Here is a 17,173-nt window from a genome sequence, read left to right as displayed (position 1 = left end):
GGGTGGGCGGGTCTTGCTGGACTTGTCATCGTCGCACCCGCGGGAGGGAGCCGCAGGGCACGACAGTTCACGGCGACGGCGATGCCGTGCCGAGAGCCATTTTACCGACTCCTCAGCCCTGCACCTGCCCCGCAGCCCGGACCGTGACCGATTCCTCAGTCTCCCGTCAGAGATCCTCGGGGTCCACGAGGAACTCCGCCTCGTCCGCGATCTCGCCCCCGACGGCGTCGTGCAGCGTCCGGACCACCTGCGTGACGACCTGCGCCGCACGCTTGCGCGCGACCTGGTGGTCGAGCGACGGCTGCTCCTGCTGCGACTCGACGAGGTCGCGCGGCTCCCAGCGCACGCGGTAGCTCACGGCGCCGTCCACGGTCCACGGGAGGCCGCGGAGCAGGAGCGGCAGGGCCTCCTCGCCGCCCACCTCGACGGCGACGAGCCCGTCCATGCCGAGGTCGACGATCAGGCCGTACCCGTCGAGCACCGCGCCCGTCGTCAGCGCCTTGATGTCGACGTCGTCGGCGGCCGCGTGGATCGCGCGCCGCAGCTCGGGGTCCATCTTCTCGCCCGGGTACAGCGGCAGGTCGGCGATGCCCTTCGGGGGACCCTCGTACGGCTTCCCCTCGGTCGCGAGCCGCGTGCGGGGGTGCAGCCGCGCGACGAGCGCGAGCGCGGCGTTGGGGTCCAGCCAGACGTCCGAGTACAGCGTCATGTCGATCGCGACGCCCGGGTCGGGCGTGAGGACGACGCCCGGGCCGGCCGGGTTCCCGACGTCCGTCCGCACCGAGCCGCCGAGCCGGCGCGCCGCCGCGACGAGGAACGCCACGACCCGCTCCTCCTCGCGCACGGGCAGCCCGCCCGGGAACGCGCGGCCGATCCCGTCGCGGTCCCCGCCGCCCGGGTACGGGACGTCGCCGCGCTCGCGCGGGCACACGACGTCGAACACGAGCGTCGTGCCCGGCGGCAGGCCGGTCCCGGGGCCGGCGTACGGACCCGTGATCGTCGTGTGGCGCGACGTGCGCAGCACGCCGGGCGCCCCCGGGGGCGCGGTGCGGGCCGGCGGCACGAGCGGCTCGGTCCCCTCCGGCGCGACGTCCCAGCGCGCGCCGGCGAACCGCGAGAGCGCGAGCGTCTCGACCTCGTCGACGACGACGTCGGCCGGCAGCCCGAGCAGGTGCCGCGCCTGGTACGACTGCGCGGCGCCGAGCCCGTCGGGCTGCGGCAGCGGCGGGAGCGGGTTCATGCGGTGCGGTCCTCCGATCCTCGGGTCCTGCGGGGTCGAACGACGTCCGACGCGGCGTGCCGCGCTCAGACGTCGGTGCGGTGGAAGCTCTGCCACGAGCGGGAGGCCGTCGGGCCGCGCTGGCCCTGGTAGCGAGAGCCGTAGACGCTCGAGCCGTACGGGTTCTCGGCCGGCGACGACAGGCGGAAGAAGCAGAGCTGCCCGATCTTCATGCCCGGCCACAGCGTGATCGGCAGCGTCGCGACGTTGCTCAGCTCGAGCGTCACGTGCCCGGAGAAGCCCGGGTCGATGAACCCGGCCGTGGAGTGCGTGAGGAGGCCCAGCCGGCCGAGGCTCGACTTGCCCTCGAGGCGCGCGGCGACGTCGTCGGGCAGCGTCACCGTCTCGTAGGTCGACCCGAGCACGAACTCCCCCGGGTGCAGCACGAACGGCTCCGCGGGGTCGACCTCGACCAGGCGCGTGAGGTCCGGCTGGTCCTGCGACGGGTCGATGAAGGGGTACTTGTGGTTGTCGAACAGCCGGAAGAACCGGTCGAGGCGCACGTCGATGCTCGACGGCTGGAGCATCGCCGGGTCGTACGGCTCGAGCTGGACGCGCCCGGCGTCGAGCTCGGCCCGGATGTCGCGGTCGGAGAGCAGCACGGGCCCACGCTAGCCGACGACGGCGCCTGCCCGGACCGGGTGCCGAACCCTGGATCCGTGGTTGCCCGACGCTGCCGAACCCGGGGATACGGGTGGGTTCGCCGGGCGACCCCACCCGTATCCCCGGGTTCGGCGGGTCTCAGGCGCGCAGCGGGCGGCCCGTCGAGTCGACCGAGTAGTAGCCCGTCTTCGACGTCAGGTAGAGGATGCCCTCGACCAGGCCCCAGATGGCGATGACCGGCGCGGCGAAGCCGAACGACAGGACCGACACGAGCAGCATCGTCAGGCCGATGCCCGTGTAGCCCAGGTAGAACCGGTGGATGCCGAGGCTCCCGACGAGGATGCCGAGCAGGCCCGCCGCGAGCCGGGACTTGGCCTGGGGGTCGTACGCGGGGTCGAAGCCGGGCTGGCCGTACGCGCCGGGCTGGGCGTATCCCGGCTGCTGGCCGTAGCCCTGCTGCGGGTAGCCCTGCTGCGCGTAGCCCTGCTGCGGGTCGGCGCCGTAGGGCTGCCCCTGCGGCTGGCCGTACCCTGCCTGAGCGCCGGGCGTCCCGTACGGCTGCTGGCCGTAGGCGTCCCCGTACCCCTGCTGCGGCTGGCCGTACGCGTCGCCGTAGACGGGCTGCTGGTCGTGGCCCGGCGTCGTGCCCGACGGCGTCGCCCCGCCCCCGTGGACCGGGTCGCCCGGGGCCGGGGTCCCCTGCGCGGGATCGGGCTGCTGCTGGTACGGGTTCTCGGACAAGGCGGCTCCTCGGGCGGCGCACCGTTCATCGGCGCGGGTCAGGGTCGTCGTGCGGTCGGGTTCTGGCATCACCGGCGACGTCCGCTATGATCGGGGCGCGCGCTGGTTCGCCGAGGATCCTCCCAGAGGGCCCGGGGCGGACGCCACCAGCGCCGCGCGGGTGTAGTTCAATGGTAGAACTTCAGCTTCCCAAGCTGACAGCGCGGGTTCGATTCCCGTCACCCGCTCAGCGTTCGAGAGCCCCGCACCGGTCCGGTGCGGGGCTCTTGTCGTCATGGCCAGGCGGCGAGCAGGTCGTCGGCCGTCCACACCCGGGACAGGCGCGGGTCGTCGTCGGCACCGGCCGGGCAGACCGCGACGAGCGGGGTCGCGGCACCGACGCCCGGCACGTGGACGGCGTCGGCGGCGAGCGCGGCGACGTCCCGCGACGTGAACGGTGTGCGGGCGTGCCACTTGATGCTCCCGACGAACGCGATGGTGCGCGCGGGGCGCGCGTCCGCAGCGACGAGGTCGATCTCGGGGGTGTTGTTCCGCGGCCACCACCCTCCGACCTCTCGGGCACCGGGCCAGGCCTCGTCAGGCAGCAGCCGCGCGAGAGCCTCCCGCACCACGGGTTCGATCGCGCGACCGCGCCAGGACGAGAACGTCGTCTCGAACCGGGCGGCAGCCAGGTCGGGTCGACCGCGGTCGATGTCCGGGAGCGCCGGCTCGACCATCGCGAGCCAGAACCGCAGCGCCGGGTCGGAGACCCGCCAGCGCCGATCCTTCGTCGCGGCCCGTGTGGAGAGCGGCTCGTCGGCGGCGATCACGCGTTTCTCGGCCAGGAGCCCGAGCGACCGGTCGAGCGTCGTCGGGGAGATCGAGCCGTCGAGAGCCTGGAGGATCCGCGAGTAGGTCCGTTCGCCCTTGCCGCCGATCGCCGTCAGGACCAACCGGGCGTGCGATGTGGAGGGCAGCTCGCCGTCGAGGACCCTCGTCCCGGAGACGACCAGCGCACTCGTCGGCCGCTCGTACGCGCGCCGCACGAACGCCGCGGGCGGCTCCTCCGGCTGCCACTCCTGCGCGACGAGCGGCTGCCCGCCCGTGACGAGGAACGCGTCGAAGGCGTCGGCTCCCGTCAGTCCCGTCATCCGGGCGACGTCCCGAGGAGAGAGAGCACGCAGCAGCATCTCGGTCGCGCGCCCGTGGAACGGTTGGTCCGGACGCCCGAGCGCCTCCATCATCGCCAGGTCGCTCCCGAGGAGGAGCAGCAGCACGGGCCGTCGCGAGAGCTCCCGGTCCCAGACGCGCTGCAGCTCCCCGGCGCCACCCTGGATCCCCTCGAGCAGCCAGGGCAGCTCGTCCACGACGACGATCGCCGGAGACTCCGCGGGGAGCGCGGCGGCCAGCAGCCGGAGGGCGGCGGTCAAGGAGGCGGGCCTGTTCCCCTCGGCAACCACCGCACCGGGCAGGTCGGACCGTGCCACGGCCTCGGCGAACGCGGCGAGCTCGTCGCCCGCGGGAGCGTGCCGCGCCGCCTGGAAGTAGACCGACGGCACCGCCTCTCGCGCGATGAGCTCGGTCACCAACCGCGACTTGCCGACGCGGCGGCGGCCTCGTAGGAGCACGGCGACGCCGGCGTCCGCCCTTCCGCCCGCGCGAACGACGTCCAGCTGCTGCGCGAGCTCGTGCAGCTCCGTCGCGCGCCCGATGAATCCCGCCACAAGACCCCCTCAGATCGAACCCTCATCGAGAATAGTAAACCTTTCGGGGGTAGCAGCGCCGAGCCCGGGGTTGCTCCTCACGGCGGCGGTGACGCGAGGAACGACCCCGGGCTCGGCGGTCAGGGTGGGCGTCAGCCCAGGATGCTGCCCGCGGCCTTGGCCGATGCGGCGAGCGAGCCCGTCAGGGGCAGGTCCGGGAGGATCACGGCCTGGGCGGCGTGGTAGACGTCGGGCTTGCCGACCCACGTGACGCCGTCGGGCCGGTTGGCGGTGTCGAGCTCGTGGTGCCACGACCCGCGCTCGTGGTCGACGAGGTACCGGTCGATCCACGCCCACCAGCCGGCGGCGGCCTCGGCGAACCGCGGGTCGCCCGTGACGCGGCCGAGCACGTCGGCGGCCGCGACGGCCTCGGCCGCGACCCAGTGGTAGCGGCGGGGCTCGACCGGCGTCCCGGACCAGTCGACCGTGTACACGAAGCCACCGTCGTGCGCGCCGTCCCAGCCGTCGGCGACGGCGCGGTCGAACAGGGCCACCGCGGCGTCGGTGCGCACGCCCGGCGTCCCCGCGGCGACGTCGAGCTGGAGCAGGAGGCGCGCCCACTCCAGCCCGTGGCCCGGGGTCGACCCGTACGGCTTGAACGGGTCGCGCGGACGGTCGGCGTTGTAGTCGGGCAGCGGGTTCCAGTCCGCGTCGAAGTGCTCGGGGATGCGCCACTCGTTCTCGCTCGCCCAGCCGATCACGCGATCCGCGATCGACGCGGCGCGGCCGAGCCACTCGGCGTCGCCGGTCGCGTCGTGCGCGGCGAGCAGCGCCTCGACCGCGTGCATGTTCGCGTTGACGCCCCGGTACTCCTCGAGGACCGACCAGTCGCGCGACCACTCGTCCGCGTGCATGCGCGGGCCGGGCTCCCAGAAGCGCTCGTCGAGGACGGCGAGCGCCGCGTCGAGCAGCTCGCGCGCGCCCTCGCGGCCCGCGATCGTGCCCGACGCCGCGGCGAGCACCACGAAGGCGTGCGCGTACGCGCTCTTCGTCCCGTCGACCGGGACGCCCTCCCCCGCCTCGAGATCACCCGGGCGCCGCGCCGGGCCCCGCGAGGACACCCAGCCGCCGTTCTCGGCGTCCACGAGCACCGCGCGCAGGCCGTGCAGCGCGGCGTCCGCCCGCTCCCCCGCCCCCGGCACGCCGAGCAGCGACGCGAAGGAGTACACGTGCGCCATGCGCGACGTGATCCAGGTGTGCACCGGCCGGGCCAGGTCGGGCCGCCCGTCGTCGTCGAGCCACTGCGCGGCCCCGTCCGCGCGCAGCGACGCCTCGCCGAAGCGCAGCAGGTCGGCCAGCTGGTCGCGACGCCAGCGCGCGCTGCCCGCCGTGAGGCCGCCCCGCGGGTCGGGGGCGGGCGTGGGCTGCTCGGACGGGTGCTCGGTCATGTCTCGGTCCTTCTCGTGCTGGGAACGTGGTGCCGCACCGGGCGCGGTGCCGGTACGGCGCGGTGCCCCGGGACGATCATCCCGGGGCACCGACGGTGGTGCATGCCCGCCCCGTGCCCCGGGAGCGGGGCGCGAGGCGGGCTCAGCGGCTCAGCCGCAGGCCACGGCGGCGTAGTCCGCCGTGATCGACGCCGTCACCTCCTCGTCGCCGCTGCCGCGGGTCGCCTCGACGGTGACCGTGCCGGCCTCGACCGACGTCGCCCGCGTCGCGAACGACTGGTAGGCGTTGGCCCCCGGCGCGACGGCCGCGAACTCCTTGGTGCCGAACGGCGTGACGAGCCGGACCGCGACCGGCGTGTCCTCGTCGTTCTCGGCGCGGACCGCGACGTAGGCCTTGCCGGCGAGGCACCGCGCGCTCACCGTGACGTCGATCGCGAGCGTCGGCTGGCCCTCGGTCACGGTCACGGGGACCTGGACCGCCTGGCTGGTCCAGCCGTCGTCGACCACGACGTACGCGGTGTACGACCCGGCCGTCGCGTAGGCGTGCGAGCCGGAGACGGACCCGTCCGTCACCGTGCCCGCCGCGACGTCGGACCCGTCGCCCCAGGTGACCGCCGCGCGGAGCTCGGCGCCCTCGCGGCCACCGGTCACCTGGGCGAGCACCGCGTCCGTGGACTGCCCGACGGTGAGAGTCACGCCGTCCGCGGCCGTCACCTCGAGAGCGGGGTGCTCGGCGAACGTGCCGTCGTGCGCGACCGCGACCACGTGGATGCGGCCGTCGCGCGCGAGCTCGCCCGGCTGGTCCGGGAGCGTGAGGCTCACGGCCCGCTTGCCCTCGGGGAGCGTGATCGGCGCCGTCGCGAAGAACGCGGCGGGGGTGCCGGTCTGCGGGCTGCCGCCGCGCAGGCGGCTGTCCGTCACGGCGACGGGGATGTTGCCGTACACGGGGTTGCGCGCCGCGCCCGACCAGTCGCCGAAGCTCAGGTCGATCGGCTGGGACGAGCCGTCGTCGAAGGTCAGCACGCCCTGGGCCTGCTGGTTCTTCTCCGTGCCCGTGCCGACCACCGAGAGCTGCTCGGCGTCCGCGGGGACCTCGAGCTCGATGGTCTGGCCGTCGCCCGTCGCGTTGTCCGGCTGCCCGGCGGGGACCGTCGGGACGTCGAACGCGAGGTCGGTGCCGGGCACCGTCATGCGCTCGCCCTGGACGAAGCCCTTCGCCTCGAGCTGCGCCCGGTCGAAGAACACGCCCTGGCCGTCGCACGAGCCGACGGTCGTGCCGACGTCGCCGATGCAGACGTTGTCGTACGCCGCGAGCAGCGAGCCCTCGCGCAGGAGCGAGACCGAGACGTACGACGTCGTCGAGACCGGCTCGACCCCCTCGCCCGAGACCGTGACGGTCACGGGGTAGACGCCCGGCGCAGCCCACGTGTGCGCGGCCTCCACCGCGTAGCCGCCGAACGCGCCGGCGCGGAGCGTCCCGGCGACGGGGTCGGAGCCGTCGCCGAACGCGACCTGCACGTCGAGCGTCGCCACGTCGCCCTCGACCCCGGTGAGGGTCGCGAACGAGCCCGAGACCTCGCGCCCGGTGACCGCGTCGCGGTCGGGCGCGGCCGAGAGCGTGAGCTCCTCGGCCCCGGAGTCCTTCGGGTCGGCGAGCAGCTCGACCTCGGCGAGCGACAGCGCCCCCGACCCGGCGGTCGCGGTGACGGTCACGCGGTACTGCGCGAACGCCCTCGGCTCCGCGACCGTGAACGGCCGCGTCTGCAGGGCCCAGCGGAACTGCTCGCCGGACCGCTCGTCGAGCGTCGTCCAGGTCTCGCCGTCGTCGGAGCCCTCGAGGGTCCACGCGGACGGCGACGCCGTCCCGCTCGCCCCGGAGGTGAGGGTGTACGACCCGACCGTCGGCCGGATGCCGTTGCCCTGCCACGTGATCGACGGCGTCGCCGTGGCGAACGTCGTGCGCGTGCCGGACGTGTTGTCCGTCAGGGCCGCGGCGCTCGTCGACGCGTCGCCGTCCGTGACCGTCGTCGTGCCGATGCCCGCCGTGGTCGCGTCCTTGACCGGCGTCGGGGGCTCGTCGCCCTCGGTGAGCGACGGCGGCGCGTCGTCCTCGCCCGTGCCCCAGTCCGACGGCTCCGGGCCCATGACGAAGTCCAGCGTCGCGCCGCCCGTGAGGTCGGCCTGCGAGAGCGACGTGGAGGTGCGGGCCTCGCCGTCCACCGCGAGGGACTGCACGTAGACGTTGTCGACCGAGTTGTTCTCGGCGTTGACGACGAGGTCGCCGTCCGGCAGGTGCACGGTCGCCTTGTCGAACAGCGGCGAGCCGACCGCGTACTGGTCGGAGCCGACCTGGAGCGGGTAGAAGCCGAGCGCGGCGAAGATCCACCACGACGACATCTCGCCGTTGTCCTCGTCGCCGGGGTAGCCCTGGCCGATCTCGCTGCCCACGAACAGACGGCGGGTGACCTCACGGACCTTCTCCTGCGCCTTCGAGGGCGCGCCCGCGGCGTCGTACAGCCAGGGGATGTGGTGGGACACCTGGTTGCTCATGCCCCACATGCCCATGCGCACGTCGCGCGCCTCGCGCTGCTCGTGGATGCCGCCGTTGCCCGCGCCCTTCTCCGGCGTGGAGAAGAACAGGTCGAGCTTGTCCTCGAGGCCCTGCTTGCCGCCGTAGAGGTTCGCGAGGCCCTGGCCGTCCTGCGGCGCGTGGAACGCGAAGTTCCAGCCGCTCGTCTCGGTGTACCCACCGCCCCAGGCCTCGGGGTCGTACGTCTCCGGGTCGACGGCCCACGTGCCGTCCGCGTGCCGCGGCACGAAGAAGTCGACCTCGGGGTCGAACAGCTCGACGTAGTGCGTGGCACGCTCGAGGAAGTACGAGGACTCCTCGCGCAGCGTCTCGCGGCGCTCGTCCGGCGTGGCCGGGTCCTCGGCGAGGGCCGCGGCCATGTTGCCGATGCCGAAGTCGTTGATCAGGCCCTCCAGGCCCCACGACACGGACTCGTGCGTGGACTCCGGGGTGAACCCGAGGAACGGCGACGTCTGCAGGCCCTTGCGGCCCACGGCGTTGTTCGGCGGCGCGACGGTCGCGTTGCGCAGCGCGGCGTCGTACGCGTCGAGCGCGGTCTCGGTCGGGAGCGAGCCCTTGAGGTAGGCGTCCGCGAACGCGACGTCGGAGCTCGTGCCCGTCATGAGGTCGGCGTAGCCCGGCGAGGACCAGCGCGCGACCCAGCCCCCGTCGCGGTACTGCTGGACGAACCCGTCGACCAGCTCGCCCGCGAGCTCCGGGTAGAGGAACGAGTACGCCGGCCAGGCCGTGCGGTACGTGTCCCAGAAGCCGTTGTTGACGTAGACCTTGCCGTCCTTCACCTCGGCGTTCCCCGCCGCGAAGCCCGCGGCGTTCGAGACCGGGCTCGCGTACCGGTACACCGGCGCGTCGGCCGTGCCCGTGTTCTCGAACTGCGAGTTGGGGTACAGGTTCAGGCGGTAGAGGTTGGAGTACAGCGTGACGAGCTGGTCCTCGCTCGCGCCCTCCACCTCCATGACGCCGAGGCGCTCGTTCCAGGCCTGCGCGGCGGCGGCCTTGACCTCCGTGAAGGTCTTGCCCGTCACCTCCAGGTCGAGGTTCTTGCGCGCCTGGTCGAGGCTGATGAACGACGTCGCGACGCGCAGCTCGACCGTGTCGTCGGACGACGTGTCGAACGACGCGAAGCGCGCGCCGGCACGGTTGCCCGTCGCGGTCCCGACCGCCGTCGGACTACGGTCGAAGGAACCCGCGACGAACATCTTCGTCCGGCCGGCCGACAGTCCCGACGAGCTGAGCACCCAGCCGCTCAGCGTCCCCGTCGCCGGGTCGACCGTGAGGTCGGACGTGGAGGGCAGGCAGTTGTTGGAGGAGTCCCTGCCCTTGATGCAGTCCTCGCCCTGGACACGGTCGACGACGACGCTGCCCGCGTCGTCGGCGAACCGGAACCGCAGGACCGCGCCGTGGTCGGTGGGCGTCATCTCGGCCGCGCCCCCGTCGACGAAGGTCACGCCGTAGTAGTCGGGACGCGCGGTCTCGTCGTCGTGGGAGAAGGCCCGGCCGCGGGTGCTGAGCGTCGCGTCCGGCGTGCCCGCCCCCTCGACCGGCGCGAACGCGAGCTGGTTGCGGTCGCCCATCCACGGGCTCGGCTCGTGCGAGATGCCGAGGCCCTCGAGCTGCGGGAGGTTCTGCGCGTTGTTGTCCTTGTGGTACTCGTACAGCCAGGACCCGGACGACCCGTTGGTGAGCGGGACCCAGAAGTTGAAGCCGTTGGGCGTGGCCGTCGCCGGGATGTTGTTCCCGCGCGAGAAGCTGCCCGAGGCGTGCGTGCCCCGGCGGGTGTCCACGTAGTTGACGAGGCTCGACCCGTCGATCGTCGCCGGGTCCGCCGTGATGGCGACGTCGTCGAGCCAGCCCGCGAACTTGGTCCCGGCGTGCCCGCCCGGGTTGTCGTAGCCCAGCAGGACCTGGTCGACGGTCTTGCCCGCGGCGACGTCGCCGAGGTCGATCCGTACGGAGTTCCACTGGTCCGCGTAGAGGATCTTGCCCTCGCCCTGCGCCTGCGCGGTCGCGACCGTCTCGTGCGCGTCGCGCGCGCCGAGGTCGGACAGGTAGGTGCCGTCGGTGAACCGGACGTCCACCGCCGCGTACGTCGACGGGTACTGCAGGTCGTCGAGCAGCTCCGGGAAGATCGTGTAGCTCAGGCGCGTGTCCTCGCCGACGACGACGTCCACGTCGTCGTAGAGCACGTTCGTCGCGTAGGCCTCGCCGTCGGCGAGGTGCGAGCCGTCGTACCGCAGCGAGTGCAGACCGGAGAACCCGACGCCCGCCTTGTTGGTGAAGCTCACGCGCGGTCCGGTGCCGACCTTGGTCGTCATGGGCGCGGCCGACGGGCCGGCGCTCAGGTCGGAGGAGAGGTCCCACCCGGCGAGCTGCACGATCCCGTCGCCCGAGTTCGCCGTGATGTCGAGGCGCAGGTACCGGTACGCCTCGGTAGGCCCGTCGAGCTCGAACGTGCGCGTCTGCTGCCGGTTCGGGAAGTCCTCGTCGGTGCGCTGGTCGAGCGGGGTCCACGTGGAGCCGTCGTTCGAGCCCTCGATCGTCCAGTTCTTCGGGTCGCGGCCGGCGGCGTCGTCGCCCGACGTCATCGAGTAGGCGACGAACGAGACGGGCTCGGCGAACTCGTACCGGACCCAGCCCGTCGAGGCGAACGCGAGCCACTTGGTGCCGGAGCTGCCGTCGGCGAGGTTCGCGGCGCCCTCGTTCGGCAGGTTCTGGGCGCTCGCCGTGACGGCCTCGAGCGTGCCGAGCACGCTGCCGGGGAGCCCGCTCGTGAACGAGCCGACGTTGGCCTGCCAGGGCGCGCCGTCGCGCTCGGCCACCGTGGTGGCGAGCGCGGCCGGGTCTCCCGACTCGAAGGAGGACGAGAAGTCCCCGGGCTCCGCGGCGGCGGCAGGGGCGGCCGTGAGGGCTCCCGCAGGGGCTGCGAGAGGCACGGCGAGCGGGACGGTGAGGGCCGCGGCGAGCGCGAGGCCGAGGGGCCGTGCGCGGCGGCTCCCGGAGCGCGTGGCGACCACGCGTCCGGGCGGTTGGGGTCTGGTCATGCTCGCGATCTCCTTCGATCGTGACAGCGCTGTCAGGCTGCAGGGGTGCCCCTGACAACGCGCAGGGGGGAAGCGTTGTCAGGGGCGACCTGAACTTATGTGGCGGTACCGGGCTTTGTCAACGCGGCCGGACGCCCGGACGGGACGTCCACGAGGACCGCCGTCCGCGCGACGTGGGCGGCCCCGGGGACGCCCCGGGGGCGACGCCCCTCGCTACGCACCGGGCCCGGGGATCTCGCCCGTCCCGCGCACGACGAGCCGCGTGGGCACCACGACGAGGCGCGGGGCGAGCTCCGGGTTCTCCGCCCGCGACACCGCGAGCGCCGCGGCCTGGCGACCCATCTCGACCACGTCGTACCCGACGACGGTCACGTCGAGGAGGTCGGCGAGCTCGAAGTCGTCGAAACCCACGAGCGCTACGTCCCTCGGTCCGCCCGCGGCCGCCCGGTCGCGCAGCGCGTGGAGCGCGCCGACCGTGATCTTGTTGTTCGCCGTGACGAACGCCGTCGGCGGCTCGGGCAGGGCCAGGAGCTCCGCCACGAACGCGTGCGCGAGCTCCGCGTCGTGGGCGCCGTCGCGCACGTACCGCGTCGGGTCCTCGACCCCGGCGCCGCGCAGCGTCGCGACGAACTCGTCGCGGCGCTCCTGGAACGTCCACAGGCGCGAGACGTCGCCGACGAGCGCGATGCGCCGGTGCCCGTGCGCGAGCAGGTGGGTCACGGCGTCCCGCACGCCGCCGCGGTTGTCGATGACGACGGTGTCCGCGTCGACACCCTGCGCCGGACGGTCGATGAAGACGACGGGCAGGCCGTCGTCGAGCTCGCGACGCAGCGACGAGTGGTCGGTCGACGTCGGCGTCACGACGAGCGCGCCGACGCGGCGCTCGACGAGCGCCTCGGTGAGCGAGCGCTCGCGCTCGGGCTCCTCGTCGGAGCTCGTCGTGATGAGCTGGAGCCCGTGGTGGCGCAGCTCGCGCTCGATCCCGCTCGCGAGCGCGGAGTAGAACGGGTTCGCGAGGTCGCCGGTGACGAAGCCGACGAGCCGCGACGAGCCGCCGCGCGCCAGGTCGGCCGCGACCGCGTTGCGGCGGAAGCCGAGGCGCTGCGCGGCCTCCTGCACCTTGGCCCGCGTCTGCGGCGCCACGTTGGGCTCGTCGTTGAGCACGCGCGACGCCGTCTTGAGGCTCACGCCCGCGACCTCCGCGACGGCCGCGAGGGTGGGCCGGCGGCCCCCTCGTCCCGAGTGGGGGCGCGCCGCCGGGTCGGTCGAACCGCCCGTCGAACCGCCCGTCGAGCCGTCCGGCGCCGTGGCCGGGACCTCACCCGGTGGGAGCGTGCCCGTGCTCTCCCCCTGCATCACCATCATCAGACCTCCCGTCGACCGCGGATGAGCATGTCGACGACGATAGCGAGCAGGAGCACGGCTCCTGTCACGATGTACCGCGTCGCCGTGTCGAGGTTGAGCAGCGTGAGCCCGTTCGCGATCGACTGGATGACCAGCACGCCGAGCAGCGCGGACCAGGCGCTGCCCCGGCCGCCGAACAGGCTCGTCCCGCCGATGACCGCCGCGGCGATCGCGGTGAGGTAGGTGTCCGCGGCCCCGGTGCCCTGGTTCGCGGCGGCGAGGCGACCGGCCGCGAGGACGCCACCCAGCGCGGCGAACGTGGAGCAGGCGACGAAGCACGAGACGACGGTCCGGCGCACCGCGACGCCCGCGAGGAGCGCGGAGCGCCGGTTCCCCCCGACCGCGCGCACGGACCGGCCCCAGCGCGTGCGGCGCAGCAGGACGTCCACCACCACGACGAGCGCGACGAACAGCACGACCGTGTAGCCGATCCCGCGCGCGGTCCCCAGGTAGGCGACCGTGCCGACGAGGACCGCGGCGAGGACGGCGGTGCGGATCGCGATGCGGCCCAGCCCGGGGCTCGGCAGCTCCGCGCGCACCCGGCGCAGGTGGTCGACGACGCGGAGCCCGGCGTAGCCGACCACGACCACGACCACGAGGCCCCAGGCGGCGGCCGGTGCGAGGAAGCCCTGCTGCACCGTGCGCACGAGCCAGGACTCGAACGGGATGTTGATCGAGCCCGAGGGACCGAGCACCCGGAGCTGCACGCCCGCGAGGACGAGCAGCCCGGCCAGCGTGAACACGAACGACGCGAGCCCGAGGCGCGTGGACAGCAGCCCGTACCCGAGGCCGACCACGACGCCCACCGCGAGCGCCGCGAGGATCGCGAGCCCGACCGGCCAGTCGAGGTTGACGGTCCCGACCGCCAGCACCGCCGCGGCGAGCCCGCTCACGGATCCGACCGACAGGTCGATCTGGCCGACGAGCAGCACGAGCACGACCCCGAGCGCGATGATCCCCGTGGGAGCGCTCTGGAGCGTGAGGTTGACGAGGTTCTCGGCCGAGAGGAACGCCGGGTTGACGGCGCCGAGCACGACCCAGATGAGCAGCAGCGCGCCGACGATCGGGAGCATGCCCAGGTGGGCGCCACGGAGCTGGCGCACGACGCTGCCGGACAGGACGCCCGAGCGGTCGAGCGCCGCGCCGGAGGTGCGGCCGGGGACGCTCATCGGTGCACCGCCCCGGCGCCACCGGAGCGCCGCTCGCGCCCCGGGCCGGTCGACGGCCGCACGGCGCCGCCCGGCCGCTCGGGCCGGACCGCGCCGGTCATCGCGGCGAGCAGGTCCTCGTAGGACGTGTCACCCGCGAACTCGCCGTGCACGCGCCCCAGCCGCAGGACGAGGATGCGGTCGGCGACGGCCTGCAGATCACCGGCCTGGTGGCTGATGAGCACGACCGCGTGCCCGCGCTCGCGCAGCTTCTCGATGAGGTTGAGCACCTCGGCCGTCTGGCGGACGCCGAGGGCCGCCGTCGGCTCGTCCAGGACGAGGACGCGCGGGGCGCCGAGCAGGGCCCGGGCCACGGCGACCACCTGGCGCTGCCCGCCGGACAGCGTGCGCACGGGCTGCCGCACGGAGGGCACGGTCGCGGCGAGCTGGTCGAGCAGGCCCCAGGCCTCGCGCTCCATGGCGATCTCGTCGAGGAACGGGCCGCGCAGCGTCTCCTGGCCGAGGAACACGTTCTCGACCACGTCGAGGTCGTCGACGAGCGCGAGCTGCTGGAAGACCGCCGCGATCCCGTGCGCGCGCGCGGTGGCGGGCGAGTCGAGGACGACGGGCGCGCCGTCGAGCAGGACCTCGCCCGCGTCGGGGCGGAACGCGCCCGCGACGACGCCCGCGAGCGTCGACTTCCCCGCGCCGTTGTCGCCCACGACGGCGAGCACCTCGTGCTCGTGCACGTCCACGTCGACGTCGACGAGCGCGCGGACGCCGCCGAAGTTCTTGGAGACCCCGCGCAGGGACAGGACGGGTGCGCTCACGGGGCGGCCTCCAGGAGGCCCGCCTCGACGCACGCGTCGACGTAGTACGGGGTGCAGATCTCGTCCACCGTGTGGACGCCGCCGTCGACGATGACGCGCTGCACGTCGTCGATCCCGACCGCGCGCGGCGCGAGGAGGAGGCTCGGCACGCCGTCGATGCTCGCGGTCGCGCGCGGGTCCTCGCCGCGCAGCACGCGGACCGCGAGCTCGGCCGCCGTGCGCGCCTGCTGGGCGGTCGCCTTGTAGACGGTCATGTACTGGTCGCCCGAGACGATGCGCTGGACCGCCGCGAGCTCGCCGTCCTGGCCCGTGGTCGGCGGGACGGGGTCGAGGCCCGCGGCCTTCATCGCGGCGATCGCGCCGCCCGCGATGCCGTCGCTCGCCGCGAAGACGCCGTCGACGCGACCGGCGTACTGCGTGAGCTGTCCCTCGACCCACTCGGTCGCCTTGTCAGGGCTCCAGTCGGGGGTGTCGTACTCGGCGAGCACGTCGATGTCCTCTCCGTCGAAGGCTCGGTGGGCACCCGCCGCGTACTCCGCCGCGTTGGGGTCGGTCGGCGAGCCCTGGACGAACAGGACCCCCGGCCGCCGCCCGTCGGGGGGCGGGTCCTGCTCCGCACGGTCGAGCACCGCGCCGACGAGCGCCTCCCCCATGAGGTACCCGATGAGCTCGTTGTCGAACGACACGTAGTAGTCGGCGCCGTCGACGAAGCGATCGTAGGCGATGACGGGCACCCCGAGCCGCTGCGCCTCCGCGACGATGCTCACCGCGGCGACGGCGTCCACGGCGTCGAGGACGAGGACGTCGGCCCCGCGGGCGAGCATCGACTCGGCCTGCTGCTGCTGGTTCGCGGCGTCCTGGGCGGCGTTGGCGTACAGGACCTCGCACGTGGGGCAGCGCTGCTCGACGACGCCGACGAACGTCGGGCGGTCGGACGTCTCGTACCGCGCGGTCTTCGCCTCCGGCAGGAGGAGGCCGATGGTCCCCTCCGACGGGCCGGCCGGCGCCTCGGGCGCCGCGCAGCCCCCGAGCGCGAGGAGCGCGACGACGACGGCGGCCAGGGCGGTCGCAAGGGCTCTGCGGGCACGACGGCGGGGCTGCCCCGGCCGCAGGGGGGTGGGCCCCGTCATGCGCTCACCCCCAGCGACCCGCTGACGCGCGCGAGGTCGAGCGCGACGGCGAGCGCGCCGCGCACCTCGGCGGCGGACCCGAGCTCGGACGCGACGACCTGGACCGGGCCCGCGGTGCTGGGCACCGTGCGCTGCTCGAGCGCGGTGCGCAGCGGTCCCAGCAGGGCCTCGCCCGCCTCGGCGAGCTGTCCCCCGACGACGACGATCTCCGGGTCGACGAGGTTGCACAGGTTGGCGGCCGCGACGCCCAGGTGCTGGCCGGCGTCGAACAGGACCCGCCGGCACCCCGGGTCGCCCTCCTGGGCGCGCGCGATGACGTCGCGCAGGGTCAGCGGGCCGCGGCTCTCGGAGAGCATGGAGAGCAGGACGCCCGCCCCGACGTACATCTCGAGGCAGCCGCGGTTGCCGCACCGGCACACCGGGCCGTTCTCGTCGATGGTGACGTGGCCGATCTCGCCCGCGACGCCCGCGCGCCCGTGCACGACCCGTCCGCCGAGGACGAGCCCCCCGCCCACGCCGTGGGACACGCGCAGGTACGCGACGGCGTCGTGCCCGACGGCGGCCCCGAACCGGGTCTCGGCGAGCGCGCCGAGGTTGGCGTCGTTGTCCACGGTCACGGGCGCGCCGAGCTCGGCCTCCAGCACCTCGGGCACGACGACGCCGTCCCAGCCACGCATCATCCCGACGGTCGCGATCCGCCCCGCGCGCACGTCCACGGGCGCGGGCACCCCGACGCCGACGGCGAGCAGCTCGTCCGGCGCGGCGTCCACCGACGCGACCATCTCCTCGACCAGCAGCGCGGCGCGCTGGAGCCCGGTGTCCGCGCGGTGGTCGGGGGCGAGGGGCATGCGCTGGTCGGCGAGGACGCGCATGGAGGCGTCCGCGAGCGCGACGCGCATCGACCGGGTACCGAAGTGCACGCCGGCGACGAGCCCGAGGTTGCGCGCGAGCGTGACCTGCAGCGCGCGCCGCCCGCTACGGGTGGACGGCGAGGTGTGGAGCACGCCGGCGCCGGTGAGCTCCTTGACGATGTTGGAGACGGTGGCCGGGGACAGCCCGGTGACGCCGGCCAGCTCGATCTGCGTGAGGGAGCCACGCTGCTGGACGGCGCTCACGATCCGAGCTCGGTTGGCCTCACGCAGTGAAGTCTGCGAGCCCGGGGTCACCCGGTCAGCGCGCACGCAGGTCAGGATACCGCCGGGGCACCCCCGGGCAGGTGGGACGCCCCGGGGTCTGGACAGGTCAGGGATACCGCATCCGGACTGGACAGCGCTGTCAGA

The 17,173-nt window shown here is 74.2% G+C and carries 11 protein-coding genes and 1 tRNA gene; 1 reads left to right on the top strand and 11 read right to left on the bottom strand.

Features of this window, described 5'->3' with window-relative positions; all coding sequences use genetic code 11:
• Window positions 1-166: 166 nt before the first annotated feature.
• The 3 genes from JN535_RS03145 to JN535_RS03135 all read right to left on the bottom strand — a co-directional run bounded on the left by JN535_RS03145 (window position 167) and on the right by JN535_RS03135 (window position 2,623).
• Window positions 167-1,240: a hypothetical protein gene (locus JN535_RS03145; protein ID WP_205201984.1), complete on the bottom strand. Its 1,074-nt coding sequence runs from the start codon at window positions 1,238-1,240 to the stop codon at window positions 167-169.
• A 65-nt stretch (window positions 1,241-1,305) separates the two neighbouring features.
• Complete coding sequence (gene dcd, locus JN535_RS03140) at window positions 1,306-1,881, bottom strand: dCTP deaminase (protein ID WP_205201982.1); 576 nt, start codon at window positions 1,879-1,881, stop codon at window positions 1,306-1,308.
• Between the two features lie 139 nt (window positions 1,882-2,020).
• Window positions 2,021-2,623, bottom strand: coding sequence for a TM2 domain-containing protein (locus tag JN535_RS03135; protein ID WP_240200428.1), 603 nt, complete (start codon window positions 2,621-2,623; stop codon window positions 2,021-2,023).
• 156 nt (window positions 2,624-2,779) lie between these two features.
• Here JN535_RS03135 and JN535_RS03130 point away from each other — a divergent pair.
• Window positions 2,780-2,850: transfer RNA gene (locus JN535_RS03130), tRNA-Gly, on the top strand.
• A 45-nt stretch (window positions 2,851-2,895) separates the two neighbouring features.
• Here JN535_RS03130 and JN535_RS21435 read toward each other — a convergent pair.
• The 8 genes from JN535_RS21435 to JN535_RS03090 form a co-directional block, all read right to left on the bottom strand.
• On the bottom strand, window positions 2,896-4,326 hold the full coding sequence (locus tag JN535_RS21435; protein ID WP_205201977.1) for an ATP-binding protein: 1,431 nt from the start codon (window positions 4,324-4,326) through the stop codon (window positions 2,896-2,898).
• Window positions 4,327-4,457: 131 nt separating this feature from the next.
• A complete protein-coding gene (locus tag JN535_RS03120; RefSeq protein WP_205201975.1) occupies window positions 4,458-5,753 on the bottom strand; it encodes an AGE family epimerase/isomerase in 1,296 nt (431 codons plus the stop codon).
• A 150-nt stretch (window positions 5,754-5,903) separates the two neighbouring features.
• Entirely contained in the window at window positions 5,904-11,381 is a 5,478-nt protein-coding gene (locus JN535_RS03115) for a GH92 family glycosyl hydrolase (RefSeq protein WP_205201973.1), read from the bottom strand.
• Between the two features lie 213 nt (window positions 11,382-11,594).
• Window positions 11,595-12,746, bottom strand: a complete 1,152-nt coding sequence (locus JN535_RS03110; RefSeq protein ID WP_205201964.1) for a LacI family DNA-binding transcriptional regulator — start codon at window positions 12,744-12,746, stop codon at window positions 11,595-11,597.
• Window positions 12,746-13,954 (bottom strand): sugar ABC transporter permease, encoded by a 1,209-nt coding sequence (locus tag JN535_RS03105; RefSeq protein WP_205201955.1) that lies wholly within the window; start codon window positions 13,952-13,954, stop codon window positions 12,746-12,748. The genes JN535_RS03110 and JN535_RS03105 overlap by 1 nt, the downstream gene beginning before the upstream one ends.
• Window positions 13,951-14,763, bottom strand: a complete 813-nt coding sequence (locus JN535_RS03100; protein ID WP_205201953.1) for an ATP-binding cassette domain-containing protein — start codon at window positions 14,761-14,763, stop codon at window positions 13,951-13,953. Before JN535_RS03100 ends, JN535_RS03105 begins: the two co-directional genes overlap by 4 nt.
• Window positions 14,760-15,893, bottom strand: coding sequence for a substrate-binding domain-containing protein (locus JN535_RS03095; RefSeq protein ID WP_205201951.1), 1,134 nt, complete (start codon window positions 15,891-15,893; stop codon window positions 14,760-14,762). The genes JN535_RS03100 and JN535_RS03095 overlap by 4 nt, the downstream gene beginning before the upstream one ends.
• A complete protein-coding gene (locus JN535_RS03090; protein ID WP_205201949.1) occupies window positions 15,890-17,008 on the bottom strand; it encodes an ROK family transcriptional regulator in 1,119 nt (372 codons plus the stop codon). Before JN535_RS03090 ends, JN535_RS03095 begins: the two co-directional genes overlap by 4 nt.
• Window positions 17,009-17,173 lie beyond the last annotated feature (165 nt).

The sequence above is a fragment of the Cellulosimicrobium cellulans genome (assembly GCF_016921195.1).
Lineage (GTDB): Bacteria > Actinomycetota > Actinomycetes > Actinomycetales > Cellulomonadaceae > Cellulosimicrobium > Cellulosimicrobium cellulans_F.
Note: the sequence above shows the minus strand (reverse complement) of the source record. Positions and strands in the feature narration are given on the sequence as shown.

Excerpts from the sequence above, each read along its gene's own strand:
- JN535_RS03145 (WP_205201984.1), bottom strand. The coding sequence starts at position 1,240 with ATGAACCCGCTCCCGCCGCTGCCGCAGCCCGACGGGCTCGGCGCCGCG.
- JN535_RS03105 (WP_205201955.1), bottom strand. The coding sequence starts at position 13,954 with ATGAGCGTCCCCGGCCGCACCTCCGGCGCGGCGCTCGACCGCTCGGGC.
- JN535_RS03095 (WP_205201951.1), bottom strand. The coding sequence starts at position 15,893 with ATGACGGGGCCCACCCCCCTGCGGCCGGGGCAGCCCCGCCGTCGTGCC.
- JN535_RS03120 (WP_205201975.1), bottom strand. The coding sequence starts at position 5,753 with ATGACCGAGCACCCGTCCGAGCAGCCCACGCCCGCCCCCGACCCGCGG.
- JN535_RS03115 (WP_205201973.1), bottom strand. The coding sequence starts at position 11,381 with ATGACCAGACCCCAACCGCCCGGACGCGTGGTCGCCACGCGCTCCGGG.
- JN535_RS03110 (WP_205201964.1), bottom strand. The coding sequence starts at position 12,746 with ATGATGGTGATGCAGGGGGAGAGCACGGGCACGCTCCCACCGGGTGAG.